This window comes from Amycolatopsis sp. NBC_00345 (assembly GCF_036116635.1).
Classification (GTDB): Bacteria; Actinomycetota; Actinomycetes; order Mycobacteriales; family Pseudonocardiaceae; genus Amycolatopsis.
Map to the genome: position 1 here is coordinate 1,167,103 of NZ_CP107995.1, position 25,963 is coordinate 1,193,065.

Annotated in this window: 24 protein-coding genes; 6 read left to right on the plus strand and 18 right to left on the minus strand. The window is 72.4% G+C overall.

The genetic code is table 11. From position 1 onward, the window contains the following. Positions 1–3 precede the first annotated feature (3 nt). On the plus strand, positions 4–948 hold the full coding sequence (locus tag OG943_RS05330; RefSeq protein ID WP_328608544.1) for an NAD-dependent epimerase/dehydratase family protein: 945 nt from the start codon (positions 4–6) through the stop codon (positions 946–948). 13 nt (positions 949–961) lie between these two features. On the opposite strand, the gene OG943_RS05335 is transcribed toward OG943_RS05330, so the two are convergent. Together OG943_RS05335 and OG943_RS05340 are read right to left on the minus strand one after the other, a co-directional pair. Beyond that, positions 962–4,813, minus strand: coding sequence for an ABC transporter ATP-binding protein (locus tag OG943_RS05335; RefSeq protein ID WP_328608545.1), 3,852 nt, complete (start codon positions 4,811–4,813; stop codon positions 962–964). Next, entirely contained in the window at positions 4,810–5,271 is a 462-nt protein-coding gene (locus tag OG943_RS05340; RefSeq protein WP_328608546.1) for a MarR family winged helix-turn-helix transcriptional regulator, read from the minus strand. Before OG943_RS05340 ends, OG943_RS05335 begins: the two co-directional genes overlap by 4 nt. Positions 5,272–5,387: 116 nt before the next feature. Here OG943_RS05340 and OG943_RS05345 point away from each other — a divergent pair, with 116 nt between their 5' ends. Beyond that, the gene (locus OG943_RS05345) at positions 5,388–6,914 is read left to right on the plus strand and encodes a long-chain-fatty-acid--CoA ligase (RefSeq protein ID WP_328608547.1); all 1,527 of its coding nucleotides are present in this window, start codon (positions 5,388–5,390) and stop codon (positions 6,912–6,914) included. 33 nt (positions 6,915–6,947) lie between these two features. Here OG943_RS05345 and OG943_RS05350 read toward each other — a convergent pair whose 3' ends face one another. After that, entirely contained in the window at positions 6,948–7,520 is a 573-nt protein-coding gene (locus OG943_RS05350) for a CGNR zinc finger domain-containing protein (RefSeq protein ID WP_328608548.1), read from the minus strand. A gap of 105 nt (positions 7,521–7,625) precedes the next feature. On the opposite strand from OG943_RS05350, the gene OG943_RS05355 reads away from it, so the two are divergent. Further along, a complete protein-coding gene (locus OG943_RS05355; protein ID WP_328608549.1) occupies positions 7,626–8,567 on the plus strand; it encodes a polysaccharide deacetylase family protein in 942 nt (313 codons plus the stop codon). Between the two features lie 28 nt (positions 8,568–8,595). Beyond that, positions 8,596–9,456 carry an alpha/beta fold hydrolase gene (locus tag OG943_RS05360; RefSeq protein WP_328608550.1) on the plus strand — a complete coding sequence of 287 codons (861 nt, stop codon included), beginning with the start codon at positions 8,596–8,598 and terminating at the stop codon, positions 9,454–9,456. On the opposite strand, the gene OG943_RS05365 is transcribed toward OG943_RS05360, so the two are convergent. The 13 genes from OG943_RS05365 to hpnC all read right to left on the minus strand — a co-directional run bounded on the left by OG943_RS05365 (position 9,453) and on the right by hpnC (position 21,963). Further along, positions 9,453–9,635 carry a hypothetical protein gene (locus tag OG943_RS05365; RefSeq protein WP_328608551.1) on the minus strand — a complete coding sequence of 61 codons (183 nt, stop codon included), beginning with the start codon at positions 9,633–9,635 and terminating at the stop codon, positions 9,453–9,455. The genes OG943_RS05360 and OG943_RS05365 overlap by 4 nt on opposite strands. A 238-nt stretch (positions 9,636–9,873) precedes the next feature. Next, positions 9,874–11,052, minus strand: coding sequence for a cytochrome P450 (locus tag OG943_RS05370; RefSeq protein WP_328608552.1), 1,179 nt, complete (start codon positions 11,050–11,052; stop codon positions 9,874–9,876). Positions 11,053–11,063: 11 nt separating this feature from the next. After that, positions 11,064–11,441: a carboxymuconolactone decarboxylase family protein gene (locus tag OG943_RS05375; RefSeq protein ID WP_328608553.1), complete on the minus strand. Its 378-nt coding sequence runs from the start codon at positions 11,439–11,441 to the stop codon at positions 11,064–11,066. Beyond that, a complete protein-coding gene (locus OG943_RS05380) occupies positions 11,438–12,283 on the minus strand; it encodes an NAD(P)-dependent oxidoreductase (protein WP_328608554.1) in 846 nt (281 codons plus the stop codon). Before OG943_RS05380 ends, OG943_RS05375 begins: the two co-directional genes overlap by 4 nt. Beyond that, positions 12,280–12,474: a ferredoxin gene (locus OG943_RS05385; RefSeq protein ID WP_328608555.1), complete on the minus strand. Its 195-nt coding sequence runs from the start codon at positions 12,472–12,474 to the stop codon at positions 12,280–12,282. The genes OG943_RS05380 and OG943_RS05385 overlap by 4 nt, the downstream gene beginning before the upstream one ends. Positions 12,475–12,608: 134 nt before the next feature. Further along, entirely contained in the window at positions 12,609–13,295 is a 687-nt protein-coding gene (locus OG943_RS05390; protein ID WP_328608556.1) for a TetR/AcrR family transcriptional regulator, read from the minus strand. A 78-nt stretch (positions 13,296–13,373) separates the two neighbouring features. Next, complete coding sequence (hpnH, locus tag OG943_RS05395) at positions 13,374–14,375, minus strand: adenosyl-hopene transferase HpnH (RefSeq protein WP_328608557.1); 1,002 nt, start codon at positions 14,373–14,375, stop codon at positions 13,374–13,376. A 3-nt stretch (positions 14,376–14,378) separates the two neighbouring features. Then, positions 14,379–15,845: a 4-hydroxy-3-methylbut-2-enyl diphosphate reductase gene (ispH, locus tag OG943_RS05400; RefSeq protein WP_442874776.1), complete on the minus strand. Its 1,467-nt coding sequence runs from the start codon at positions 15,843–15,845 to the stop codon at positions 14,379–14,381. Between the two features lie 56 nt (positions 15,846–15,901). Next, positions 15,902–17,821 carry a squalene--hopene cyclase gene (gene shc / locus OG943_RS05405; protein ID WP_328608559.1) on the minus strand — a complete coding sequence of 640 codons (1,920 nt, stop codon included), beginning with the start codon at positions 17,819–17,821 and terminating at the stop codon, positions 15,902–15,904. Beyond that, positions 17,821–18,858: a polyprenyl synthetase family protein gene (locus OG943_RS05410; protein ID WP_328608560.1), complete on the minus strand. Its 1,038-nt coding sequence runs from the start codon at positions 18,856–18,858 to the stop codon at positions 17,821–17,823. The genes shc and OG943_RS05410 overlap by 1 nt, the downstream gene beginning before the upstream one ends. Then, positions 18,855–20,222, minus strand: coding sequence for a hydroxysqualene dehydroxylase HpnE (hpnE, locus tag OG943_RS05415; RefSeq protein ID WP_328608561.1), 1,368 nt, complete (start codon positions 20,220–20,222; stop codon positions 18,855–18,857). The genes OG943_RS05410 and hpnE overlap by 4 nt, the downstream gene beginning before the upstream one ends. After that, positions 20,219–21,079 carry a presqualene diphosphate synthase HpnD gene (hpnD, locus tag OG943_RS05420; RefSeq protein WP_328608562.1) on the minus strand — a complete coding sequence of 287 codons (861 nt, stop codon included), beginning with the start codon at positions 21,077–21,079 and terminating at the stop codon, positions 20,219–20,221. Before hpnD ends, hpnE begins: the two co-directional genes overlap by 4 nt. After that, a complete protein-coding gene (gene hpnC / locus OG943_RS05425; protein WP_328608563.1) occupies positions 21,076–21,963 on the minus strand; it encodes a squalene synthase HpnC in 888 nt (295 codons plus the stop codon). Before hpnC ends, hpnD begins: the two co-directional genes overlap by 4 nt. Positions 21,964–22,116: 153 nt before the next feature. On the opposite strand from hpnC, the gene OG943_RS05430 reads away from it, so the two are divergent. After that, positions 22,117–23,313, plus strand: a complete 1,197-nt coding sequence (locus OG943_RS05430) for a PucR family transcriptional regulator (protein WP_328608564.1) — start codon at positions 22,117–22,119, stop codon at positions 23,311–23,313. 110 nt (positions 23,314–23,423) lie between these two features. On the opposite strand, the gene OG943_RS05435 is transcribed toward OG943_RS05430, so the two are convergent. Further along, positions 23,424–24,188: an SDR family NAD(P)-dependent oxidoreductase gene (locus OG943_RS05435; protein ID WP_328608565.1), complete on the minus strand. Its 765-nt coding sequence runs from the start codon at positions 24,186–24,188 to the stop codon at positions 23,424–23,426. Continuing rightward, the gene (locus tag OG943_RS05440) at positions 24,188–24,841 is read right to left on the minus strand and encodes a VC0807 family protein (RefSeq protein WP_328608566.1); all 654 of its coding nucleotides are present in this window, start codon (positions 24,839–24,841) and stop codon (positions 24,188–24,190) included. The genes OG943_RS05435 and OG943_RS05440 overlap by 1 nt, the downstream gene beginning before the upstream one ends. 150 nt (positions 24,842–24,991) lie before the next feature. On the opposite strand from OG943_RS05440, the gene OG943_RS05445 reads away from it, so the two are divergent. After that, positions 24,992–25,942 carry a DMT family transporter gene (locus OG943_RS05445; RefSeq protein WP_328608567.1) on the plus strand — a complete coding sequence of 317 codons (951 nt, stop codon included), beginning with the start codon at positions 24,992–24,994 and terminating at the stop codon, positions 25,940–25,942. Positions 25,943–25,963: the final 21 nt, after the last annotated feature.

A 25,963-nucleotide genomic window follows, 5' to 3' on the forward strand; every position in this document is an offset into this window, starting at 1 on the left:
GACATGATCCTCGTTACCGGGGGCCTCGGTTTCATCGGCTCCCACACGGTCCGCGCGCTCGCCGAGGCCGGTGAGGAGTGCGTCCTCCTCCAGCGCCGCAGCCCGCAGCTCCCGCCGCACCTCGCCGGCTTGCCGGTGCACGTCGTCCAGGGCGACGTCGCCGACCTCGACGCCCTGCTCGCCGCCGGCAAGCAGTACCCGATCACCGGGATCGTCCACCTTGCCACCGCCCTGCCGTGGAAAACCACGGAGGCGGACCCGATCACCGGCACCGGCCGGGCGCTCGAGGCGTTCCTCAACATCGTCCGCGCCGCACAGACCCTGGGTGTGCGCCGCGTCGTGACCGCGAGCACCATCGGCGTCTACCACGGCGCGGCCGAGGGGCCGCTCACCGAGGACCAGCCGCTCTCCTTCGACTACCGCCACGTCATCCCGACGTTCAAGAAGATCACCGAGCTGCTCGCCGGCCACCTCTCGCGCGTGACCGACGTCGAGATCGTCAACGCCCGGATCTCCGGCACCTGGGGCCCCGGAGGACACCTGCCCGACCCCTTCTTCGCCGCCTCGACGCTGGCGCTGGCCGCCGCGCGGCGAACCGAACCCGATCTGTCCGGGCTCCTCGCGCCGCCGCACGTCGAGGACTCGCTCGATCTGCTCTACGTCAAGGACACCGGTCGCGCGCTGGCGCTTCTGCAGCTCGCCGGCGAGCTGCACCACTCGACGTATAACGTCGCTTCCGGTCGTGCCACGAGCAACGCCGACGTCATCGCCGCGATCGAGTCCGCCGAGCCCGGCTTCCACTTCGAGCTGCCCTCGGCCGGCGCGCGCCCGGTGACCTGGCTCGACATCACGCGGCTGCGCGAGGACACCGGATTCGAACCCCGGTACGACACCGCCGCCGCGGCCGCCGAGTACATCGCCTGGCTCCGCGCCGGAAACGAGCGGTGAACTCCGACGGGCCTCACCCCCGCCCGCCCGACAGCAGCTCGAACGCCTGCCACATCCCGGCGTACCGGCCGTCGCGGGCGAGCAGCTCGTCGTGGCTGCCGATCTCGGCGACGCGGCCGCGGTCGAGCACCACGATCCGGTCGGCGGCGCGGGCGGTCTGCAGGCGGTGCGCGATGACGATCGTGGTGCGGCCGTGGGCGAGGGTCTGCATGGCCTCGGCCACCCGGGCCTCCGCGGCGAGGTCGAGGTTGGACGTCGCCTCGTCCAGCAGCAGGATCGCCGGGTCGACGAGCTGGGCGCGGGCGAGTGCCAGCAACTGGCGCTGCCCGGCCGAAAGCGACCGGCCGCGCTCGGCGATCTCGTGCCGGTAGCCCCCGGACAGCGACGCGACGAAGTCGTGCGCGCCGACCGCTCGTGCGGCCGCTTCCACCTCCGCGTCGGTGGCGTCCGCCCGGCCGTAGGCGATGTTGTCGCGGACGGTGCCGGTGAACAGGAACGCCTCCTGCGGCACGTAGCCCAGCTGGCCGCGGTAGCCGGCGAGGTCGAGCGAACGCAGGTCGTGGCCGTCGACCCGGACGGCGCCGGAGTCCGGGTCGTAGAACCGGGACAGCAGCTTGATCACGGTGGACTTGCCCGCGCCGGTCTCGCCGACGAGCGCCACCGTCTCGCCCGCGGCGATCGTCAGGTCGACCTCGCGCAGCGCCTCCGGCGGCTTGGCCCCGGGGGCGAGTGAGCCCGCCATCAGCCGCGGGTCGGCGGGGCCGCGGCGCTCGCCGGTGGGCCGCGCCGGCGCGGCCGGGTAGGAGAACCGGACGTCGCTGAAGGTGATCTCGCCGCGCAGCCGGCCCGGGTCGAGCGGCGTGGCGGCGGGCGGGGTGAGCGTCTCCAGCCGCATCAGCTCGGCGATGCGGCTGACGGAGATCCGCGTCTGCAGCCACGAGTCGAACACCTGCGAGAGCTGCTGGATCGGGGAGAAGAACAGGTCGATGTAGAGGATGAACGCGATCAGCGCGCCCGCCGTCAGGTGGCCGGAGTGGATCATCCCGGCGCCGACGCCGAGCACGATCGCGTCGGCGCCCGCGGAGAGGAACTGCACGAACGGGAAGTAGGTGGCCGCCAGCCGCTGGGCGGAGAACCGCGAGTCGAGGTAGTCACGGCCGAGCCGGCGGAACCGGCGCACCGTCTCGTCTTCGTGCGCGAATGCCTGCGACTCGCGCACGCCCGACAGGCTCTCCTGGAAGTCCGCGTTGACGATCGCGACGCGGTCGCGGGCCACGTCGTACAGCTTGGCCGCGCGGCGGCGGAAGATCACCGTCGCGATCGCCAGCGGCACCACCACGGCCAGCGTGCACAGGCCCAGCTCCGGGTTCACCACGACCAGCGTGACCCCGACCCCGGCGAAGGTGACCAGCGCGACCAGCGCCGAGAGCAGCCCGTTTTCGATCAGCGACTCGAACTGGTCGACGTCGGTGGTCATCCGGGTCATGATCCGGCCGGCCATCTCGCGCTCGTAGTAGTCGAGCGAGAGGCGTTGCAGCTGCGCCCAGATCCGGATCCGCAGCGACAGCATCACCCGCTGCGCGGTCCGCCCGGTCACGAACGTCTCGGCGACCTCGTCCAGCAGCGCGGCGAGCGTGATCACCAGGAACAGCCCGGAGGCGGTGAACAGCACCACCTGCGAGCCCTGCAGCACGCCGTTGTCGATGCCGGTCTTCACGAACACCGGCCCGACCACGGACGCGACGGCGTCGGCGACCACCAGCAGCAGGCCGAACAGCAGCGGCAGGCGGAACTGGCGCAGGATCGTGCCGAGCGAGAACCCGCGCTGCTGCTTGGACTCTTCGGCCAGGTCGACGTCGGCGAAGTCCCGGATCGGCTTCAGCTCGTCGACGCGGGCGAGCAGTTCCGGCGTCGGCGGCAGCGCGCTGCGCCAGCTGCCGCCCGCCGAGCCGCCCAGCCCGGCGCCGAGGCTCGGCGCGTGCGTGTTCGCGGTGGCGAGCCGCTGGCCGTTGCCTTGCGGCGCAGGGGTTTGCCAGGCGGATTCGGTGATCGTGCTCAGTGCTTCGATGCGGTCGCCGACCTTTTCCGCGGCCGCCTCGTCCAGCCCGGTCAGCAGGCTTCGGTAGAGGGCGCTGCGTTTCAGCAGCTCCTCGTGGGTGCCCTGGTCGGCGACCACGCCGCCGTCCAGCACCACCACGCGGTCGGCCAGGTGCAGCGTCGAACGGCGGTGGGCGACGAGCAGGGTGGTGCGCCCGGACAGCACCGTGCGCAGGGACGCGTTGATCGACTCCTCGGTGTTCGCGTCGACGGCGCTGGTGGCGTCGTCCAGCACCAGGATCCGCGGGTCGGTGAGGATCGCGCGGGCCAGCGCGATCCGTTGCCGCTGCCCGCCGGACAGCGACAGGCCGCGTTCGCCGACCACTGTGTTGTACCCCTGGGGGAGCGCGGAGACGAAGCCGTGGGCCTCGGCCACTTCCGCGGCGGCGATGACCTCCTCGTCGGTGGCGCCGGGACGGCCGTAAGCGATGTTGGCGCGGATGCTGTCGGAGAACAGGAAACTCTCCTCGAACACCACGCCGACCTGTGAGCGCAAGGACTGCAGCTTCAGCGAACGGACGTCGTGGCCGTCCACCAGCACCGCGCCGGAGCCCGGGTCGTGGAAGCGGGAGACGAGCATCGTCGCGGTCGTCTTGCCGCTGCCGCTCGGGCCGATCAGCGCGACGCGCTCGCCGGCGCCGATGTGGAGGTCGAAGCCGCGCAGTACTTCCGCGTCGCCGGAGTATCCGAAGTGGACGTTGTCGAAGCGGATCTCGCCCCGGGCGGGCGGCAGCTCCACCGCGTCCGGCGGGTCGGCGATGGCGGGCGGCAGGTCGAGCAGCTGGAAGATCCGCTCGACGCCGGCGCGCGCCTGCTGCCCGATCGACAGCACCGCGGCGAGCTGCCGCGCGGGCGCCATCATCTGCCCGACGTAGGTGGAGAAGGCGAGGAACGTGCCGAGGCTCAGTTCGTGGCGCAGCGCCAGCCAGCCGCCGAACACCAGGATCGCCACCTGCCCGAGCGACGGGATCGCCTGCAGCAGCGGCTGGAACCGCGCCTGCAGCCGGACCGCGCGCAGCTGCGTGCCGTAGAGGTCGCCCGCGGTGTCCGCGACGCGCTTGAGCTCACGGTCCTCCTGGCCGAACGCCTTCACCACGCGGACGCCGTTCACGTCCTCGTCGACGATCTGCACCAGGTCGCCCTCGCGCTGCTGCGCGGCCCAGGTCGCCGGGAAGATGCGCAGCCGCATCCGGTACGACACGACCAGCAGCAGGGGCACGACCACCAGGCTGACCAGCGCGAGCAGTGGCGAGAGGACGAGCATCACGCCGAGGGAGAGCAGCAACAGCAGGATGTTGCCGCTCAGGATCGGCAGCAGCCCGAGCAGGCCCTGCACCAGCGCGGAGTCCGACGTCGCCCGCGCGACCAGCTGCCCGGTCGGCATCCGGTCGAGGTTGGTGAAGTCCATCCGCTGCAGGTGGGCGTGCATCTCGTTGCGCAGGTCGTACTGCACGGCCAGCGCCACCCGCCCGCCGCGGTAGCGCCGCTGGTAGGCGAACACGAAGGCGGCCGCGGCGACCACGAGCAGCGCGACCAGCCACGGCCACAGCTCGGCCTTGTCACCGAGGATCACGTCGTCGACGATCTGGCGCTCCAGCAGCGGCACCACGGCCTGGCACGCGCTGCCGAGCACGGCGGCGCCGAGCGCGATCACCAGCTCCCGCCGGTGCCGCAGCACGTAGCCGCCGAGCCGGCGCAGCCAGCGCGGCTTCTCCGCCGGGTTGCCCGTTTTCGTGCCTGCCTGCGAGGTGGTGGTGTCGGTGCTCACCGGGGCTGGGTCATCGTTTTGGTTTCCGCCTTCTCTGCCATGACTTCGTCGATCGCCGAGCCGAGCCGCACCAGCGTCTCCAGTAGCTGGGCGCCGTCCGGGGTGCGCGCGGCCAGGCCGGTGACGCGCTCGACCATCTCGGCCTCAGTCCGGGCCAGCAGCTCCTCGCCCGACGGGGTCAGCGAGAGCGCGGTCGCCCGCTGGTCGCCGTCGACCTCGCCGCGCACCAGGAGGCCGCGTTTCGTCAGCGCGTCCACGGCCGCGCTGATCGCCGGACGCCCGAGCGCGAGCCGTTGCGCCACACGGGAAGCGCGCTCGTCCCCTGAAGCGATGGCGGACAGCACGCGGTAGTGCGCGAGGTTCAGGTCGGCGGACGAGCGCTCCAGCACGCGCGAGGCGCGGGCGAGCGCCCGGACGGCCAGCACGGCCGTGGTCTCCGGAGGCGGGGTGATCGTCATGCCTTCGACCGTACTCCATGATGGTTCGATCGTCGAACAAGTTCTCCGGGTAGGTCAAACCGAACCGCATTCGGTAGCCTGGCGGGCAGAACGAGGTTCGGAAGGTCGTGCGGACGATGAGTTTCAATCTGGCCACCATGTTGCGGGAGACGGCACTCGCCGAGCCGGGCAAGGACTTCCTGCGGTTCCCGACCGGATCGCTCACTTACGCCGAGGTCGACGAGGCGTCCGGCCGGGTCGCGGCGGCGCTGCGGGCGCGCGGCCACCGGCCGGGGGACAAGGTGGCGCTGCAGCTGCCGAACGTCCCGGAGTTCGTGTCCGCCTACTTCGGCATCCTCAAGGCCGGGCTGGTCCTGGTCCCGCTGAACCCGCTGCTCAAGGCCGGGGAGATCGCCTACCACCTGGCGGATTCCGACGCCCGGCTGCTGATCACCGGCGCGTTTTCGGCCGGCGAGGCGCTGGCCGCGCTCGCCGAGGTGCCGGATGTGGCCGCGGTGGTCGTCGGTGCGGAGTTCGACACGGCCGCCTGGCCTGCCGGCACCGGCGCGTTCGACGATCTGCTCGCCGCCGAGGGCGACGACGAGGTCCACCCCGGCGCCGCCGACGACACCGCGGTGCTGCTCTACACCAGCGGGACCACCGGACGCCCGAAAGGCGCCGAGCTGTCCCATTTCTCGCTGTACATGACCTGCACCATCGGCGGCCAGACGTTCGGCACCGAGCCCAGCGACGTGGTGCTCGCCGTGCTGCCGTTCTTCCACGTCTACGGCCTGTCCAGCATCCTCAACGGCGCCGTGCGGCACGGCCGGACCGTCTCCGTGGTGCCGCGGTTCGAGCCGAAGGCGGTGCTGGAGGCGATCGAGCGCGACCGCGTGACGATCATGGCCGGCGTGCCCACGATGTACCACGCGCTGGCCGCGGCCGACAGCTCCGGTTACGACACCTCCAGCCTGCGCATCGGCAGCTCCGGCGGGGCGGCGATCCCGGAGCGGGTGCTGCGCTCGTTCGAGGAGAAGTTCGGCATCCCCGTGCTGGAGGGCTACGGGCTGTCGGAGTCCTCGTCGACCGCGACCGTCAACCCGGGTGCGGACCGGCGCAAGCTGCTGTCCATCGGCAAGCCGATCTGGGGTGTGCAGCTGCGGATCGTCGACGAACAGGACCGGCAGCTGCCGCCCGGCGCGGAGCACGTCGGCGAGATCGTGCTGCGCGGGCACAACATCACCAAGGGCTACTACAAGCGCCCCGAGGAAACGGCGAAGGCGTTTCGCGGCGGCTGGTTCCACACCGGCGACCTCGGCTACGTCGACGAGGACGGTTTCGCGTTTGTCGTCGACCGCAAGAAGGACCTGGTGATCCGCGGCGGCTACAACGTCTACCCGCGTGAGGTCGAGGAGCTGCTCTACACCCACCCGGCCGTCGCGGAGGCCGCCGTGCTCGGCGAGCCGGACGACCGGCTGGGCGAGGAGGTCGTCGCGGTCGTCTCGCTGAAACCCGGCGCGGTGGCGGAGCCGGAGGAAATCGTGGCGTGGGCGAAGGAACGTATTGCGGCGTATAAGTATCCGCGCCGGGTGCGGATCATCGACGAGCTGCCCAAGGGGCCGACGGGGAAGATCGCGAAGCTGCTGTTGCGCGAGAACTCGTGACGGTGCTGGCCGGTCTCAGCTGCTCTGGTGGTCTTAACTGCTTTGGCGGGACCGGCTGAGCGGCGGGTTCCCGCGCTGGCGCGCGCGGTAGGCGGCCGCCTTCATCTTGTTGCCGCAGGTCGCCATGCTGCACCACTCACGGCGGAAGCCGCGGGAGTGGTCGAGGTAGACCTGGGTGCACTCGGGGCGGCCGCATTCCTTGAGCAGCTCGGCGTCGGAGCCGCCGAGGATGTCGACGGCGGCGCGCGCGACCGCGGACAGTGCCTGCTCCGCCGTGGCCTCGACCCGGCGGCCCTCGCGGGTGAGCTGGGGGACCACCGGCGGCCGGCTCGCCGCGTGGTTGAGCAGCGTGAGCGCCTCGTCGTCGTAGGACTGGTGGGTGAGCCGCGCGGCGACCAGTGAGTAGATCGCCTCGCGCAGGGTCAGCGCCGCCGCGAGGTCGGCCGGACGGCTGCCCGGGCCGGCGTCCACTGTGCCGGACTCGAGAAACCAGGCGTCGAGGCTGCCCGGTGAGCCCAGCTTCTCCAGTGGCGCCGCGTTCCGCCGGGCGCGCAGCGTGCCCACGAAGTCGAGCGCGGGGTTCTCGCAGGGGAAGGCGTGCTCCATCGCACCAGTTTGACAGGTGACGAATCAGTGTGCAACAACCGCTCTGACCGGTGACGGATTTCGCGAGTGGCCGTTTCCCGGCGGACGCCGTGCCATCCTGGGCCGATGACAGCTCCCCGTGACCCGGCGCCCGTGACCGGACTGCGTCCCCGCGATTTCGTCGGCTACGGCCGGTATCCGCCGCAGGTGCGGTGGCCCGGTGACGCGAAGGTCGTGGTGAACCTGGTCGTCAACTACGAAGAGGGCGCTGAATACTCGGTCCCCGACGGAGACGGCCGTAACGACGGCTGGGGCGAGTACGCGTACGAGGTCGGCCCGGAGGTCCGCGACCTCGGCACCGAGACGCATTACGAATTCGGCAGCCGGGTGGGGATCTGGCGGCTGGCGCGGATCTTCGACCGCTACGACGTGCCGGTGAGCGTCGGCGCGTGCGCGGTGGCGCTGGAGCGGAACCCGGCCGTGGCGGAGTGGATCCGCGAGCGCGGCCACGACGTGGTCGGCCACGGCTGGCGCTGGCTGGACTATGCCCGGATGTCCCTTTCGGACGAACGCGACCACCTGCGCCGCGCGATCGAATCGCTGGAGCGCACGACGGGACAGCGGCCGCGGGGCTGGTACGTGCGGTCGTTCCCGAGCGAGCGCACGCTGGACCTGCTGGTGGAGGAGGGCGGTTTCTTCTACGACTCCGACCCGTGCAACGACGAGCTGCCGTACTTCACCCCGGCGGGCGGCCGTGAGCTGCTGATCGTGCCGTATTCCAAGGTGTACAACGACACCCGCTACCTGCTGAGCCCGACCTACGGCTCGCCCGCGCAGTTCTTCGAGAGCCTCCGGCTGGGCCTGGACTACCTGTGCGAGGAGGCCGACGACGGCGTCGGCGCCCGCATGATGACTGTCGGCCTGCACCCCCGCTGGAGCGGCCAGGCCAACCGCGCCGCGGCGATCCGCGACTTCGTCGTCTACGCGGCGGAGAAGGAGGGCGTCCGCTTCATGCGGCGGTTGGACATCGCGCGGTGGTGGCTCGACCATCACACGGAATGGGCGTGACCCGGCATCGCCTAGTTATGGTGAGCTGATGCGCAGCGACCTGAAGACCGTGTCCGTTCCGGTGGACGGCGGGGCCCTCGCCGTCGAGGTGGCGGAGTCCGATTCCGCCCCGTTGCTGGCGATCCACGGCGTGACGAGCAACTGCCGGCTGTGGAACTGGCTGCGGGCCTCGGCGCCGGAGCTGTCGCTGGTGATGCCGGACCTGCGCGGCCGCGCCGGGAGTTTCGGTGTGAGCGGCCGGTCTTCGCTGCGTCAGCACGCCGAAGACCTGGTGCGAGTACTCGACGCGCTGAGCCTGGACACGGTCGACGTCTGCGGAATGTCGATGGGCGGTTTCGCGGCCGTCGAACTGGCGACGGGCTGGCCGGACCGGGTGCGCGGGCTCGTCCTGGTGGACGGCGGGCTGCCGATGGCCGCGCCGGTGGGGCTCACGCCCGAGATGCTGCCCGCCGCGTTCACGCCCCAGCTGGGGCGGCTCGCACGGCCGTTCGAGGGTGTGGAGGAGTATTTGGCGTACTTCACGCGGAACAGCCCGCTGCTTGATCCTGCTGATCCGTTGCTGCGGGATAATCTTGCCCACGACCTCGGCTCTGACGGGCGTGTGAGGCTCAGCCCCGAAGCCGTGCTGTCGGACGCGGAGGACGTTTTCTTCGGTGAGTCTTCGTGGTTACGCTTGACCGGGCCGGTTGAGCTGGTTTGTGCGGAGTGGAGCGTTGGGCCGGATACTCCGCCTGCTTATCCGGACGAGGCGTTGGCCGGGTTTCGTTCGCAGCTGCCCACCTTGCGGGAGCCCCGGCGAATCCCGGGTGCGGACCACGCGGCGACGATCATGACCCACACTGGGGCGGCTGTGGTCGCCGACGCGATCCGCGCTGTCGTGGCTGACTAGCTTCTGGGTCGCCGACGGCCGGGATCGAGCAGCGTGACACCTGGCCCGAGTTTGTCGGTACCGGTCACAACCATGTCCCGCCCCAGCGAGATGGTGATCTGCAGATCCGCGAACGGGGCCAGGTCGACTTCACCGGCGTGAACATTCAGGGCCAGATAGCGCAACGAGCCGAGCTTCACGAGGGGCGTTAGGTCGATGTCGGAACAGCGGAGGAATCTCACGGATTGGAAGGGCAGCGGAGTAAGGACGCCACTGCCTCGCCGACCTTCAGCAACGCGCTCTCGATGACCGTGACGCCCCCTCGTCCGCCGTTTCCGTGCGGGACAGTGTCGCACGATTCGCGAAGGGCGTTACCGCGTAAGCGAAAAACCGCAGGCGCCGGTTATCCCGCCGCCTGCGGTCGCTCGGATCCAGGTATCACCAGGTGACGGGCAGCTCCCGCACGCCGTAGTTCGTGCCGTGGACGTCCATCGGGACCTCGTTCTCCGGCACCGCGAGCCGCAGGTCCGGGAACCGGCGGAACAGCTGCGGCAGGATGGTCTTCAGCTCGGCGCGCGCGATGTTCTGCCCGAGGCACTGGTGCACGCCGTAGCCGAAGGCCAGGTGCCGGGTCATCCGGCGGTCGAAGTCGGGCACGTCCGGGCGGTCGAACGTGCGCGGGTCGCGGTTGGCCGCGGGCATGGCGACCACCACCAGGTCACCCGCGTGGATCCGCTGCCCGCCCAGCTCGACGTCCTCCTTCGCCACCCGGCCCAGTCCGAATTGGACGATGGTGAGGTAGCGCAGCAGCTCCTCGACCGCGGGGCCGATCTTGGCCGGGTCGCCGACGAGCTGTGCGCGCTGAGCCGGGTGCGTGAGCAGGGTGAGCGCCGACAGGCCGATCATCGCCATGGTCGTGTCGTGGCCGGCGAACAGCAGCAGCGCGCCGATGCTCACCAGGTCGCGGTCGGTCAGGATCGAGCCGCCGGCGTCCGCGGTGCGGATCAGGTCGGCGAGCAGGCCGGTGGCCTTGGGGTCGCCGCGCAGCGAGGTGACCAGGTCGCCGATGTAGCCGGTCAGCCACCGCGCCCCCGCGGTGCGCTCCGCGTGCGTCTTGCTGACGTCCATCATCACCTCGGTGGCGTGGTGGAAGCCGTCCCGGTCGCCGTACGGGACGCCCAGCAGCTCGCAGATGACCAGGCACGGGATGGGCAGCGCGAGCGCCTGGACCAGGTCGGCCGGCTTCGGGCCGGCGGCGAGCGCGTCCAGGTGCTCGGTGACGATCCGGTCCAGGTACGGCTGCAGCGTGGTCTGCACGCTCTTCGGCGTGAAGCGCCCGGCGAGCAGCCGCCGGTACTGGCCGTGGTCCGGTTCGTCCATCATCACGAACGTCGGGTCGAGGCCCTCTTCGCCGGCGCCTTCCTCGGGGGCGACGTCGTGGCGCGGGCGGCGGGCGCTCATCCTCGGGTCGGAGAAGACGGCGCTGCCCTCTTCGAAGCGGGTGACGAGCCAGCCGTCCTGGCCGTTGGGGAACCGGACCCGGGTCACGGGCTGGTCCTCCCGCAGCCGGTCGTACTCGGCGGGCGGGTCGAACAGGGTGGTGCGCGTGGTGGGCATCGCGGGCAGGGTCACTGCGGGTCCTCCGGTTCCGCCGCGGCGAGCGCGGCTTCGACTCCCTGGTGCAGCTGGGTTCCGTTGCCCCAGCCGACGTAGTAGTGCAGGTGCAGCACGGCTTCGCGCAGCTGCTCGGCGGTCAGCTCGTCGTTCGCGAGCGCGCCACGGACCTGGATCTCGATCAGGTCCGCGCGGCCGAGTGCCGCGGTGGCGCCGAGCACGAGCAGGCGACGGTCGCGAATGGACAGACCGGGGCGCGCCCAGATCTCGCCGAAGAGATGGTCGACGGTGTCGGCCAGCATCGGCGACTCGATGGCGGGCATCGACTGGCTGAAGCCGGGACCGTAGACGGCGTCCATGATTTCCAGGCCGCGGCGGCGGTTGCCGGTCATGATCCCTCCGGATAGGCGAGGGTGCGCGGCCCGGCTTCGCGGGCCAGGTCGACGAGCGGCACGGACAGGCCCAGCTCGCCCGCCAGCTCCTGCGCGGCGGCGAGGTCCTTGTCCAGCAGCACTTCCACCTGCGGCACGACCGGCCGGTTCACGGGGTGCTCGGCGATCTGGTCGCGCAGCCAGGACAGCAGCGTGGCGCCCGCCGGGTCGGCCGTCTCGATCACCTCGACCAGCGTGGCCGGGTCGACGCCGGCGGCCCTGGCGAGCGTGACGGCCTCGTGCACCACGGTCCAGCTGCCGTAGGTGATCACGTTGCGGGCGATCTTCGTGGCCATGCCGGCCCCCGGCGGTCCACAGTGGACGACGCGTTTCGCGAAGTCCGCCAGCACTGGGCGGGCGCGCTCGACCACGTCCGCGTCGCCGCCGAGGATGGCGACCATACCGTTCTCCGCCGCCCGGTCGCCGGGGGTGACGCCGCAGTCCAGCAGCGACACCCCGGCGGCGGCGCAGGCCGCGCCCAGTTCGTGCACGACGGGGACGGCGACCGTGGAGAGCAGCACCACGGTCAGGCCGGGGTGCGCGGCGGTGAGGATCCCGTTCTCCCCGGTCAGCACGGTGCGCGCCTGCGCGGCGTCGACCACGGCGACCAGGACCACGTCACTGGCCGCGGCGACCTCGGCCGGCGAGCCCAGCGGGGCGGGCACACCGGCGAGTCCCGCGGCGGCGTCCGGCCGGAGGTCGTGGACGGCCGGGGTGCGGCCGCTGCGGGCGAGGCTCACCGCGACCCCGCCGCCGATCATGCCGAGCCCGACGACCCCGGCGCGCGGCCCGGGGACGGTCACGCTCGCACCTCGATCGCCAGCGCCGGGCAGATCTCGGCCGCGTCCCGGGTGGCCTGGTGGAACTCGGCGGGCGGGTTTTCCTGGAGCAGGACGACGATGCCGTCGTCCTCGCGCTGGTCGAACACCTCCGGCGCGGCCAGGACGCACTGACCGGCGCCGCAGCACCGGGATTCGTCGACGGTGACGTGCATGGGCACTCTCCCTCGGGGGTGCGGAGTTAACCTAACTAAGTTCAGTTAACGCCGCGAGAGGGCACTTCGCCAAGCATTCACGGGAAATGGAGTGCTGTGTTCCAGGCCACAGCGATCCGGAAAGCAGGCCCGGGTCAGGCGTCGTCGACGATGGTGGTCGCCAGCAGCCGCTCGACGTCGGTCTCGGCCGGGCAGCTGGGCTCGTCGACGGGCTCGCGGGCCACCAGCGCGTCGACGAGTCCGGCGGCCATGCCCTCCAGCATCTGCGGGGCGGCCGGGACGAAGAAGCTCAGCTGCAGCGAGACCAGCCCGTGCAGGCCGGACCACAGGGTGTGCGCCGCCTGCCGGGGCGGGAGCGACAGGGAGAAGCCCGCTTCGAAGCAGCGGGAGACGGCCGCGCGCAGGCGGCTCGACACGGCGCGGGCCGGGTGCCGCCCGGCGCGTTCCAGCTCCAGCTCGGGCTGGCGGACCTCGTACATCAGCCGGTAGTGCCCGGGGCTCTCCACGGCGAACCGGCAGTAGGCGTGCACCTGAGCGAGCAGCCGCCCCCGGGCGTCCCCTGCGGCCACGGACTCGTCGGCGACGCGCATCTGGTGGGCGAGCTGCTCGTACTTGTCGGCCAGCGCCGCCCACACGAGCTCGGTCTTGTCGGCGAAGTGCAGGTAGATGCTGGGCGCCGCGACCCCGACCTCCTTCGCGACCGCGCGCATGGTCAGTTTCTCGTGACTGCCCCACTCGTCCAGCAGCCGGTTGACCGCCGCGAGCACGTCGGCCCGCAACTGCTCGCCCTGCCCACGCCGGCTCCTCGGCCGATCTGCCACGCGCCCACCTCCGGCCCCCAGGCTAACCGGACCGGGCACTCCCGGTCCGGTCAGCCGAGGCGTGGGACGAGCCGGGCGTCAGTGCCCGACGGCCGCGCGCACAGTCTCCTTCAACGAGCCCAGCGTGGCGATCACGGCGGTCGGCTCGTAACCGCAGTGGGCCATGCAGTTGTCGCAGCGAGGATCCTTGCCGCGGCCGAACTTGTCCCAGTCGGTTTCCTCGATCAGTTCCTTGTAGGTCTTCGCGTAGCCGTCGTCGAGCAGGTAACACGGGCGCTGCCAGCCGAGCAGCGAGTACGACGGGATGCCCCACGGCGTGCACTCCAGCTCCCGCTTGCCCTCGAGGAAGTCGAGGAACACGGGGGAGTGGTTGAGGCGCCAGCGTTTCCGGTTGCCGCCGCCGAACGCCTTGGCGAACAGCTCCCGCGTGGCCTGCACGCCGAGCCAGTGGTCCTGGTCCGGCGCCTTCTCGTAGGCGTAGGCGGGGGAGATCTGCATGTTGTCGACGCCCAGCTCGTTCAGGTAATCGAGCACGCCGACCACGTCCTCGGCGGAGTCGCCGTCGAAGAACGTCGTGTTCGTCATCACCCGGAACCCCTTCTCCTTGGCCAGCTTGATCGCGTCGACCGCGGCCTGGAAGCCGCCCGCCTTGCGCACCGACTCGTCGTGGCGCTTTTCCAGGCCGTCGATGTGCACCATCCACGCGAAGTTGTGGTGTGGCTTGAACTTGTGGATGTGCTTGGGCAGCAGCAGGGCGTTGGTGCAGAGGAAGACGATCTTGCGGCGGTCCAGCAGCTGCTGCACGATCTCGTCGATCTTCGGGTGCATCAGCGGCTCACCGCCCGCGATCGACACCATCGGCGCGCCGCTCTCCTCGATGGCGCCGACCGCCTGCTCCACCGGCATCCGCTGTTTGAGCAGCGTGTGCGGCTGCTCGATCTTGCCGCAGCCCGCGCACTTGAGGTTGCAGGCGAACAGCGGCTCCAGCTCGACCAGCAGCGGGAACTTCTCCTTCCGCAGGACCTTCTGCTTCATCAGGTAGCCGCCCAGCCGGACGGACTGACGCAACGGCATGGCCATCGCTCAGAGCACCTCCCGAGGTAGAGTGAAAGTGATTGACTCCTCCGTCAGCCGGCGTTCGGCGACGGTCACCGGCCCCAGCCCGCCCAGTCCCGCCACGACCTCGTCCACGAGGTGCGGCGGGGCCGAAGCGCCCGCGGTGAGGCCGATCGTGCGGACGCCGGCGAGGCGGCGCAGGTCGAGGTCGGAGCTGCCGTCCAGGAGCACGGCCGGGGTGCCCTCGCGCTCGGCCACCTCCACCAGGCGGCGTGAGTTCGACGAGGTGCCGGAGCCCACCACCAGCACCAGGTCCGCCTCACGGGCGATCGCGCGCAGCGCCTGCTGCCGATTGGTGGTGGCGTAACAGATGTCGTCCTTGCGGGGCGCGGAAAGCCTGGGGAACCGTTCGCGCAGCACGGCCGCGATCTCCTCGGCTTCGTCCAGCGCCAGCGTGGTCTGCATGGTGTAGGCGACGCGGGTGGAATCCCGTGCGGTGACGGTGCGCGCGGCCGCGACGTCGCCGACGACCACGACGTCCTCGGGTGCCTCCCCGACGGTGCCTTCGACTTCCTCGTGCTCGGCGTGCCCGATGAGAAAGACGGTGTCGCCGCGCCCGCTGTAACGGCGGACTTCGTTGTGCACCTTGGTCACCAGCGGGCAGGTCGCGTCGATCACCGTGAGCCCGCGGCCGGTGGCGTCACGGCGCACCGCGGGCGTCACGCCGTGCGCGGCGAGCACCAGCGTCGCGCCTTCGGGCACCTCGGCCACCTCGTCGACGAACACCGCCCCACGCTCCTGGAGCCGCCGCACCACGTGGGTGTTGTGGACGATCTGACGCCGCACGTACACGGGCGCGCCGTGGCGGTCGAGCGCGCGCTCGACGATGTCGATCGCCCGCTCCACCCCGGCGCAGAACGAACGCGGGCCGGCCAGCAGCACGTGGCGCTCTCCGGTGGCCGCGGCCCACGCGGTGAGCGCCGGGACCGCCGCGCGCAGGCTGCGCAGCCCGGCCAGGCCGTGCCCGAGCGTGCCGGGCCGCAGCAGGGGCGCGCCCGCGGTGTCCACGATGGACCGGACGACGGCGAACGGCTGACCCGCCGCCGCCAGCCGATGTGACTCCATGTCGACCGCGAGTGCCCCGGTTCCGGCCAGCTCCGCGCGTTCCCGCTCGGTGACGACGTGGTCGCTGCCCAGCACAGGTCCGATATGGACGGTCAGGCCGAGCCGTCGCAGTGCGCCGGCCAGCAGGGGAGCGGACGGCACGGGCACGGCCCCGTCCGGGCCGCGGACCTCGTCGGCCACCACGAGGTCGCCGGGCCGCACGTGCGGGACGAGCCCGCCGCCGATCCCGGCGACGATCCGCGGACCGGCCGGGAGCCGTCGCGCGGTGGCCGCCGCCCGGCGCGGTCCGAGTCCAGTGTGGACAGTGGGCAGCTCACTCCGCGCCGCGCGCAGGGCGGCCTGCTCGATCCGCAGCGGCGCGCAGAGCACCGCCTTCAACCCAAGAGCTCGTGAGTGTTTATGACGGTTAGAACCGTCATAAACACTCACGAGCCGTTCCGCACGTACCGGCCGAGCGCGGACAGCGGGAACACCACGCGGTAGAGGTGGTAGGACAGGTAGAAGTCGCCGGGGAAGCCGGTCCCGGTATGCTGCTCCTCGTCCCAGCCGCCGTCCGGGCGCTGCCGTTCGACCAGCCAGTGCACGCCGCGCGCCGTCGCCTCGGCGTCCCGTTCGCCCGCCGCGAGCAGGGCCAGCAGCGCCCACGCGGTCTGCGACGGCGTCGACTCGCCCCGCCCGGCCCACGCGGGGTCCCGGTAGGAGCGCAGGTCCTCGCCCCAGCCGCCGTCGGTGTTCTGGTGCTCGGCCAGCCAGGTCACGGCGCGGCGGATCCTCGGGTCGGAGCCGGGCAGCCCGGCGGCGACCAGCGCGGGCACGGCGGCGCCGGTGCCGTACACGTAGTTGGCGCCCCAGCGGCCGAACCACGAGCCGTCGGGCTCCTGGTGCTCCAGCAGCCACCGCACGCCGCGGCGGCACTCGCGGGTGCCGGTTTTCCCTTCGGCCGCCAGCATTTCGACGACGTGCGCGGTGACGTCCGCGGACGGCGGGTCGATCACCGCGCCGAAGTCGCAGAACGGCAGCTTCGTCGCGAGCACCTGGGTGTTGTCGGCGTCGAACGCGCCCCAGCCGCCGTCGCGGGACACCATGCCCTCCAGCCACTCGACGCTGCGGTCGATCGCGCCGCGCAGCCGCAGGTGGTCCGGCTTGCCCAGGCGCCGCAGCGCGAGCACGACCTCGGCGGTGTCGTCGGTGTCCGGGTAACCGTCGTTGGCGAACTCGAAGGCGAACCCGCCCGGCTTGACCGACGGGCGGCGCACCGTCCAGTCGCCGGGCACCCGGATCTCCTCGCCCAGCAGCCATTCCCCGGCCCTGACCAGTGACTCGTCACCGGGGGAGACGCCCGCGTCGAGCAGCGCGGTCATGGCCAGCGCGGTGTCCCACACCGGGGACTGGCACGCCTCCAGGCGCCGGACGCGGCCCTGTTCGGTCTCCTCGTGGATGGTGAACCCGTCGAGCCCTTCGAGCCCGGCCTTGAGCGCCGGGTGGTCCAGCGGGTAGCCGAGCAGGTGCAGCGCGAGGATCGAGTACACCCACGGCGGCTGGATGCCGCCCCACGACCCGTCGGCCTCCTGCCGCGCCAGGATCCACTCCGCGGCCTGGCGCAGCGCGACCTTGCGCACCGGGTTGAACGGCAGCTTGGCGTAGGCGTGCAGCGCGGTGTCGAGGTTCTGGAACACCCCGTCCCACGTCCACGGCGGCGCGGCCTTCCGCGGCCGCTTGCCGGCCCGCAGCTCGTCCACGCCGAACGGCAGCTTCCGCACCGGCTTCAGCGTCGCGACCACAGTGAGCGGCACGATCGTCTGCCGGGCCCAGCAGGCGAAGTCGTAGACGTTGAGCGGGAACCACGACGGCAGGAAGATCAGCTCCGGCGGCAGGTTCGGCAGCTCGTCCCACGACCACAGGCCGAACAGCGCCAGCCAGATCCGGGTGAACACGCGCGTGCCTTCGAGACCCCCGTTGCTCCGGACGAACTCCGCCGCGGGCACCAGCCACGGCGCGTCGGCCGGGTCGCCCGCCAGCCGCAGCGCCACCCACGCCTCGACCGTGGTCGACAGGTCGGCCGGGCCGCCGGGGAAGGTGGCCCAGGTGCCGTCGGCGCGCTGCTGCGAGCGGATCCAGCGCGCGGACTCTTCGGCCACGCGCGGGGTCAGGATGCCGAGGAAGTGGCGCAGCAGCAGGTCTTCCGCGTCCATCGTGACGTTCGTGGCCAGCTCGCCCTTCCACCAGCCCGCGGCTTCCTGCTCCCCGCGCAGGAAGCCGATGCCCGCGGCCACGGCGTCCGCGGCGGACCGCTCCGGCTCGGGGGCGGAGTCCGAGGTGGACGTGTCCTGGACGGTCTGGGTCATCACGCCTCCCGGCCGGCGATGAACCGGGCGATCTCGATCAGCTCCGCGCGCGGTTCGCTGGGTAGCTCGGCAATCGCGGCCTCGGCCGCGGCGACGCGGCGCCCGGCTTCGGCCGTGGCCCAGTCCCGTCCGCCCGCGGACTCGACGAGCCCGGCGATCCGCGCCAGCTCGGTCTCGTCGCCGGTCTCCGGCCCGGCCAGCCAGCCGGCCAGCTCACGCCCGACCGTCCCGCCGTGTCCGGTCGCGTACGTGATCGGCAGGGACTTCTTGCGCGCCCGCAGGTCCGAGAACACCGGCTTGCCGGTGACGGCCGGGTCGCCCCAGATGCCGAGTATGTCGTCCACCAGCTGGAAGGCGAGGCCGATCTCCTCGCCGTACCGCGTCAGCGCCTCGACCACGGCGGCGGGCGCCCCGGCGAGCACGGCGCCGATGGCCGCGCTGCCGGACAGCAGCGCGCCGGTCTTGCCGCCCGCCATGGTCACGCACTCCGGCAGCGTGACGTCGTCGCGCTGTTCGAACGCGACGTCGAGGAACTGCCCGTGGATCAGCCGCCGGGTGGTCTGGGCGAGCAGCCGCCCGGCGGCTACCGCGTGCGGGGAACCGCTGTCCAGCACCACTTCCTGGGCCAGCGCGAGCATCGCGTCACCGGTCAGGATCGCGCTGGCCGCGCCGTGGAGCGACCACACCGTCGGCCGGTGGCGGCGCTCGGTGTCGCCGTCCATGAGGTCGTCGTGCACCAGCGAGAAGTTGTGCACCAGCTCCACGGCGACCGCGCCGGGCACCCCCGTCTCCGGGGACGCGCCGGCGGCCTGCGCGGACAGCACGGCGAGCGCGGGCCGGACGGCCTTGCCCCCGTTTCCCCGCACGGGCACGCCGTTCGCGTCGGTCCAGCCGAGGTGGTAGGCGCTGATCGCGCGGCTGTTCTCGTCCAGCCGCCCGACGGCCGCGCGCAGTGCGGGCGACACCGTGTCGCGGCACCGGGCCAGTGAGCCCGGCGCCGCGGGCGCGGCGGTGGCGGGGCGCATGGTGGCGGTCATGCTCCGACTCCCTCCCTGACGTCATGGATGTTCTCGTCGGTGTTTTCGCCGAGGAGGGCGCTCGCGGCGGCCGCACCGCTGCGCGCGGCGCCCTCCATCGTCGCGGGCCAGCCGGTGGCGGTCCACGCCCCGGCCAGGAACAGGCCGCGCTCGGCCGTCGCGGCGGGTGGCCGCAGTGATGCGCTTCCCGGGCTGGGCCGGAAAGTCGCGTGCCGCTCGCGGGTGACGAAGAAGTCGAGCACCTGCGCGTCACGGGCTTCGGGCAGCAGGGCGGTCAGCTCGGGCAGCAGCCGCTCGCGCAGGGCCGCCGTCGGCAGGTCGATCAGGTCGTCGGCGGCCGAGAGCGACATCGCGAGGTACTGGCCACTGTCCAAACCGGACTGACGGGTGCGGTCGAACACCCACTGCACGGGGGTGCGGACCCCGGCGGCGAACGGCTCGTCCAGCACCCGGCGGTCGAGCACCACGTGCACGTTGACGATCGGGGAGCTGCCGAGCCCGCCCGACCAGCCGGACGGCAGCCGGACGGCGCCCTCGGGCGCGAGCCGTTCGGTCACCGGCGGCGGGGTGGCGAGCACGACCTGGCTGAAACGGCCCTCGCCGTCGTCGGCCCGCACGCGCCAGCCGCGCCCGCGCCGTTCGATCGACCGGACTTTGACGCCGGTGCGGACGTCCGCGCCGGCCTCGGCCAGCCGCGCCAGCGCCGCGTCGCCGTGCAGCTCGCGCAGCGGCACCAGCGACCAGCCGATGTCGGCGGCGGCCGGATCGGTGAGCAGCCCCTCCTGGAACACGGTCGCGGCCAGGCTGAGCGACGCGTCGTCCGCCTTGGCGTTCAGCGTCGCGACGCCGACGAGGTCCCACAGCACCTCGATGGCGGCGGCGCTCTGCCCGTGCCGGCGCAGCCACTCGCCGAACGACTCGCGGTCCGTGCGGTCGGCGGCCGGGTCGACGCGCTTGAGCGCCAGCGCCGCGAGCGCGAACCGCGCGCGGTCCAGCGGGCGCAGGTGCCCGTAGCGCAGCAGCGACGCGGCCAGGTGCAGCGGAGCGGGCAGGTCACCGCGGCGCAACCAGGTCGTCGCGGCCGAGCCCGGCGTGCGGATCGGGATCGCCAGCCGCGGCTGGAGCGCCACCCGGTCGGCGACGCCGAGCCGGTCCAGCAGCGCGAGGTAAGCCGTGCAGCAGCGCAGGAACACATGCTGCCCGTTGTCCACGTGCAACTCGCCGCGGGTGAACGAATAGGTCAGCCCGCCCAGGTGCGGCCGCGATTCGTACAGCGTCACGGATCGGCCCGCGTCCACACAGCCCAGTGCCGTCGCGATGCCGGCGAGGCCGCCGCCGATCACGGCGATCGGGGGCTCTTTCACCGCGGGCTCCCCAGCAGCGCGCGCACGGCCACCACGGCCTTTTCCCGACCGGACAAGGAAAGCCGGCGGTCGAACACCCGCGAGGGCTGCTCGTCGATCCGGTCGAGCAGGGTGCGGTAGATGCCGGACATCGCCGTGCAGCAGGCCGCGCTGCGCCGGTCGAGCGAGGGGACCAGGCGCAGCCCGCGCCCGTACCAGTCCCGCGAGCGGGCGGCGCCGGCGCGCACCAGCGCGGTCAGGCCGCCGTCGGGATCCTCGAGCCGGCCGTCCTCGCCCACGGCCAGCTCGACGCCGAACCGGTCGAGGTCCTCCTTCGGCAGGTAGACACGGCCGTTGAGCAGGTCCTCGCGGATGTCACGCAGGATGTTGGTCTGCTGCAACGCGATGCCGAGCTCGTCCGCGTAGGTCGAGGCCTCGGGATCGGGCCGGCTGCCGAACACGCCCAGGCACAGCCGCCCGACCGAGCCCGCCACGCACCGGCAGTACTCCACCAGGTCCTCGAACCGCACGTAACGACGGCCGGTCACGTCCATCTCGACGCCGTCGAGCAGTTCCTCGAACGCGCCGAGCGGGATCGGGTAGCGGCGCGCGGCGTCGGCGACCGCGACGTACACCGGTTCACTGCTCGCCCCGAGGTCGCCGAGCGACTTGCGGATGCCCGCCAGCCCGGACAGCTTCGCCTCAGCGGTCAGGTCGCCGTCGCCGATGTCGTCGACGATCCGGGCCAGCGCGTACACGGCGCACAGCGCGGCCCGCTTGTCCGGTGGCAGCAGCCGGATCCCGTAATGGAAGTTGCGCGCCTGCTCCTTGGTGACCTGCGCGCAGTACGCGTAGGCGTCTTCGATCGTCGTGGTCATGCCGACCGCCTCCCCGCATTCGATCCACCCGGTGCCGCACCCAGCCCCAGCCACACCAGCCACACCAGGACACCGGCCTTCGACGGCCGTGCCCGTGTGCCCAGCACGTCACCGCCGGTCGCGCGGAGCGCGTCGGCCGTCGCCAGCCCGCCGGCGACGAACCCGCCGACCGTCAGCCGGGCCCAGCCGTGCAGCCGCCCCACCAGCGGAGCGCCGCTGCCCAGAAGGGCGGCGGCGCGGTCGATCTCGAAGCGCATCAGCTCTCTGAATTCGCGAGAGCCGTGCGCCGCGCCCAGTTCCGTCTCGGCGACCCCGAAGGCGGCCAGGTCTTCCTGCGGCAGATAGACCCGGCCGTTGTGGAAGTCCTCGGCGACGTCCTGCCAGTGCTCCACCAGCTGCAGCCCGGTGCAGACCCGATCGGACAGCTCCGCTGCGCGCTCGTCCCGCACGTCGAACAGCCGCAGCACGATCCGGCCCACCGGGTCGGCCGAGAGCCGGCAGTAGGCCAGCAGGTCCTCGTACGCCGGATACCGCGTGACGTGCTGGTCCTGCAGGTTTGCCTCGACCAGCCGCTCGAACGGCTCCGCGTCCACCCGCCCGCCGTGGATCGCGGGCAGCAGGCCGCGGATCACCGGGTGCGTGGGCTCCTGGCCGTCCCAGGCGCCGGCCAGCTCCTCGCCGAAGGCCTTGAGCTGGGCCACCCGGTCGCCCTCGGCCTCGTCACCGAGGTCGTCGATCGTGCGCGCGACCGCGTAGACGGCGGTGAGGTCGGCGCGCAGTCGCCGGGGCAGCACCCGCAGCGCGACCGGGAAGTTTTCGGCGCGCTGCTGCTCCCGCAGGCCGTCGGTGTCCGGCGTGTGACGTCCAGGTGAAGTGGGACTCATCGCCCCCAGTCTCGCTCGCTCGGATGGGCGGCTTCTGCAACCGAGAGAAGAATTTTCCCGGCTTCGACTTGGCACGAACGGACAAAATGGGGTGAGGATGAACCCGACCGAACCCGTTGACCTGCTATCGCTGGGGAAGGGCGAGCTGCGCGCATGGGATCAGACCAGGTGGCCCGGTTGGGTGAACTCGAGACCGTCGTGAGCAGGCGGCTGCCCGCCATCCTGAACGAGGTGCGGGACCTGCTCGTGGAACAGCACCCCGACTACGCGGCGTTCCTGACCGAGGAGCTGGCGGAGGTCGTGACGGCCAGCGCGGGCTTCGTGCGCCGCCTGACCAGCCTGGCCGCGGCCCCCGAGCACCACCTGCCCGCGCTGGGCTCCGGCGTCGAGCAGGTGGTGTTCGAGGAGATCGGCCGGACGCAGTACCGCCAGGGCCGGCGGGTGACGAGCCTGCTCGCCGCGTACCGGGTCGGCGCCCGCGTCGCGTGGCGGCACGTGTCCGAGGTGGCGCTGGAGCTGGACGTGCCGGCCGAGCTGTTCGCCTCGCTCGCCACCACGGTGTTCGCGCTGGTGGACCAGCTGTCCGAGTCCTCGCTGCACGGCTATCTGCTGGAGCAGTCGGACGCCGTGCGGGCGCGGGAGGGCCTGCGCGACGAGCTGAGCGAGCTGCTGCTGTCCGACCGCGCCGACATGGCCGCGGTGCGGTCGGCCGCGGTGCGGGCCGACTGGCGGATCCCGAAGTCGGCGGCCGTCGTGCTGGTGGAGGGCGACAACGAGCTGGGCCGCGAGCTGGTGTCCCGGCTCGACGACACCTGCCTGCGGCTGCGGCGCCCGGGCCTGCTGGTCACGATCGTGCCGGACCCGGCGGGCCCGGGGCGGCGCGCGTGGCTGGCCAGGGCGCTGCGCGGGGCCGGCGCGGTGGTCGGCGCGTCGGTGCCGCTGGACCGGCTGCCGGCCAGCCTGCGCGTCGCCGAGGTGACCGCCCGGCTGCGCCGCGACCACCTGCTCAGCGACGACCCCGTGTTCGCCGACGAGCACCTCGACGCCATCATCGTGCACCGCGACGACCGGCTGCTCGACGTGCTGCGCCGCCGCTGCCTGGCCCCGCTCGACGAGCTGAACGACTCGGCCCGCGAACGGCTGTCGACCACGCTCACCTCGTGGCTGCTGCACCTCGGCGACCGCAAGGCCGTGGCCGAGGACCTGCACATCCACCCGCAGACGGTGTCCTACCGGCTCGGCCGCCTGCACACGCTGTTCGGCCCGCAGCTGGACGACCCGGCTGTGCGCGCGACGCTGATGCTGGCACTGGCGTGGGGCCCGCCGGGGGAGACGGCCGAGAGCGCCTGATCCCCGCGCCGCTGAGCGCCTGCGACCTTGTGCCCTGAAGGCCACCATGAGGGCATCTGCGACCCTCATGGTGGCCTTCAGGGCGCGTCACGCGTGGACACCGGCAAGGGTCAGCTGGAGGCGCCGAACCTCGTCGCGAGAGTGCGGTAGACGCCGGGGGCCGCGCCGCGCAGCGCGACGGGCAGGCGCAGCCAGCGGGGCACGTAGTAGTCGCCGGGGCGGGCGGCGGCGCGCACCACGGCGGCGGCGACCCGGTCGGCGGGCACCGGCCGCGGGGTCGTGCGGGTGTAAGGCGTGCCGCGGCGGTCGAAGAACGCCGTCCGCACCACTCCGGGCACGACGACGCCGACGTCGACACCCGTGCCGTGCAGCTCGTAGCGCAGGCTGTCGGCGAAGGCGTCGAGGCCGGACTTCGTCGCCGCGTACACCGCTTCGCCCGCGACGCCGGTGCGGCCGGCGATCGACGTCACGAACACGATCCGGCCGTGGCCCCGCGCGAGCATGCCGGGCAGCAGCGCCCGGGTCAGCTCCAGCGGCGCGGTCAGGTTCACCGCGACCAGCCGTTCCAGCTCGGCGCCGGGCAGGTCCGGCAGCGGCCCGGCCCAGCCCAGGCCGGCGTTGTTGACCAGCACGTCCACCTGCCCGGTGACGGCCAGCGCGCGTTCCGCGAGCCCCGCCGCGGCGCCCGGCTCGGCCAGGTCGGCGTCGAGCGCGGTGCCACCGGTCTCGACGGCCAGCGCGGCCAGCCGCGCGCGGTCACGGCCGTGCAGCAGGACGTGCGCGCCCGCGGCGGCGAACCGGCGGGCCGCGGCCTCGCCGATGCCCGAGGACGCGCCGGTGACCAGCGCGGTCGTGCCGGCGGGACGAGCGGGCATCAGAGCCCCGGCAGCGCGGCCGGGCGCGCCCCCATCCGCAGCACGATGCCCTCGGAGCGCAGCGACCGCCGGAACCACCACAGCGAGCCGACGATCGCGATACCCACCAACGTGTAAGAACCGGCGGTGCTGACCATCAGGAAATTGCCGACGGTGGCCTTGGCCAGCATCAGCAGCGTGCCCGCGCCGTTCACCGCGAAGACCAGCGCCCACAGCAGCGAGACGCGCTGGAAGAAGCGCCGCATGCCGGGGTGGCCGGACAGCGAGTCCGGGAACGCGCAGAAGTCACCCGCCAGGCGGGCGAGCAGCGGCCGGTTGAACGGGGCGGACACCAAGAACAGGCTGGCTACCAGGAAGTTCTGTAATGTCGGCTGCAGGAAGTAGAGGAAGGCACTGCCGGTGGCCAGGCCGAGCACGGTCCGGGCGATCAGCAGCGCGGTGGTGAGGAGCAGGACCGCCGGCACGCGTTTGCGCAGGACCAGCCGGGCGATCAGCACGGTGGCCGACCAGCAGAGCGCCGCGAGGACACCGCTGTCGAAGCTCACCAGCGTGAGGAGGAGGTAGAACAGCCCGGCCGGGATCAGCGTCGACTCCAGCAGATGCCGGCCCCCGCCGAACACGAGGTTACGGAACGAGGGGAGGTCGATCGTCATGGAGTGTCGCATGCAGCTGAAGTACCTCCGGTACGGGGCAGCCGTCCCCTCTGGGGCCAGGAAAGTCCGGTCTCGGGCACCCGGGGGCCGGGGAACTCAGGCGCCTGGGAGTGCCCACAGCATAGGCTCACCGGATGGGGATGGTGTGAGGTGAGTGCGACCGGGGTGGTGCTGTTCGTGGCCGTTCCGGCCGCGGTGCTGAGCGCGGCCTGCATCGGCATCGCCAGCGCCGCCCAGGCCAGGGCCACCAAAGAGGTCGAGACGGGCAAGCCGCTCGACCTCACGCTGTTCCGCAGGCTGATCGGCAGGCCGCTGTGGCTGATCGGCATCGCCGCCACCGTGCTCGGCCTCGGCCTGCAGCTGACGGCGCTGGCGTTCGGGCCGCTGCTGTTCGTGCAGCCGCTGCTGATCACCTCGCTGATCTTCGGCGGGCTGGCCGCGTCCCGGCTCGAGAAGCGGCGGCCGGACCGCGTGATGGTGGGCGGTTCGCTGCTCTGCGTGGCCGGCCTCGCGGCGTTCCTCGTGGTGGCCCGGCCCAGCGGCAACGGCGACGTGTTCGTGACCGGTTCCGCCCTGCTGCCACTGGGTATCGCGCTGGGCGCGGTCATCGTGGCGGGGATGGCGCTGGCCGCGTTCAGCGGCTCCGGCTCGGCGCGCACGCTCGGCCTGGCCGTGGCCACCGGCGTGCTCTACGGCCTCACCGCCGGCCTGATGAAGGTGGTCGCCGGCCAGTTCCGGGCGGGCTTCGGCGAGCCGTTCCGGCACTGGACGCTCTACCTCGTCTGCGTGATCGGCCCGCTCGGCTTCCTGCTCAGCCAGAACACGTTCCAGCAGGGCCGGTTCCTCACCCCCGCGCTGGCCGTGATCACCGCGCTCGACCCGCTGGTGGGCGTCGCGATCGGGCTGTCCTGGATGGGCGAGTCCGCCAACGGGAGCCCGCTCGCGCTGGCCGGCGAGGCGGTCGCGGGGCTGGTGATCGTGGTCGGCATCGCGCTGCTCGCCACCCGCGCCTCGCACCTGTCGGGCACGCCGGAGGACGACCACGCCGAGGCCGGCCCGGACCACGACGACGGGTACGGCCTGGCCGGATCCACCTGTTAGCAACGCGGTGGTCCGCTGCCG

Excerpts from the sequence above, each read along its gene's own strand:
- OG943_RS05330 (WP_328608544.1), top strand. The coding sequence starts at position 4 with ATGATCCTCGTTACCGGGGGCCTCGGTTTCATCGGCTCCCACACGGTC.
- OG943_RS05340 (WP_328608546.1), bottom strand. The coding sequence starts at position 5,271 with ATGACGATCACCCCGCCTCCGGAGACCACGGCCGTGCTGGCCGTCCGG.
- OG943_RS05345 (WP_328608547.1), top strand. The coding sequence starts at position 5,388 with ATGAGTTTCAATCTGGCCACCATGTTGCGGGAGACGGCACTCGCCGAG.
- OG943_RS05350 (WP_328608548.1), bottom strand. The coding sequence starts at position 7,520 with ATGGAGCACGCCTTCCCCTGCGAGAACCCCGCGCTCGACTTCGTGGGC.
- OG943_RS05355 (WP_328608549.1), top strand. The coding sequence starts at position 7,626 with ATGACAGCTCCCCGTGACCCGGCGCCCGTGACCGGACTGCGTCCCCGC.
- OG943_RS05360 (WP_328608550.1), top strand. The coding sequence starts at position 8,596 with ATGCGCAGCGACCTGAAGACCGTGTCCGTTCCGGTGGACGGCGGGGCC.
- OG943_RS05370 (WP_328608552.1), bottom strand. The coding sequence starts at position 11,052 with ATGCCCACCACGCGCACCACCCTGTTCGACCCGCCCGCCGAGTACGAC.
- OG943_RS05375 (WP_328608553.1), bottom strand. The coding sequence starts at position 11,441 with ATGACCGGCAACCGCCGCCGCGGCCTGGAAATCATGGACGCCGTCTAC.
- OG943_RS05385 (WP_328608555.1), bottom strand. The coding sequence starts at position 12,474 with ATGCACGTCACCGTCGACGAATCCCGGTGCTGCGGCGCCGGTCAGTGC.
- hpnH (WP_328608557.1), bottom strand. The coding sequence starts at position 14,375 with ATGGCCATGCCGTTGCGTCAGTCCGTCCGGCTGGGCGGCTACCTGATG.
- shc (WP_328608559.1), bottom strand. The coding sequence starts at position 17,821 with ATGACCCAGACCGTCCAGGACACGTCCACCTCGGACTCCGCCCCCGAG.
- OG943_RS05410 (WP_328608560.1), bottom strand. The coding sequence starts at position 18,858 with ATGACCGCCACCATGCGCCCCGCCACCGCCGCGCCCGCGGCGCCGGGC.
- hpnD (WP_328608562.1), bottom strand. The coding sequence starts at position 21,079 with ATGACCACGACGATCGAAGACGCCTACGCGTACTGCGCGCAGGTCACC.
- hpnC (WP_328608563.1), bottom strand. The coding sequence starts at position 21,963 with ATGAGTCCCACTTCACCTGGACGTCACACGCCGGACACCGACGGCCTG.
- OG943_RS05430 (WP_328608564.1), top strand. The coding sequence starts at position 22,117 with ATGGGATCAGACCAGGTGGCCCGGTTGGGTGAACTCGAGACCGTCGTG.
- OG943_RS05435 (WP_328608565.1), bottom strand. The coding sequence starts at position 24,188 with ATGCCCGCTCGTCCCGCCGGCACGACCGCGCTGGTCACCGGCGCGTCC.
- OG943_RS05440 (WP_328608566.1), bottom strand. The coding sequence starts at position 24,841 with ATGACGATCGACCTCCCCTCGTTCCGTAACCTCGTGTTCGGCGGGGGC.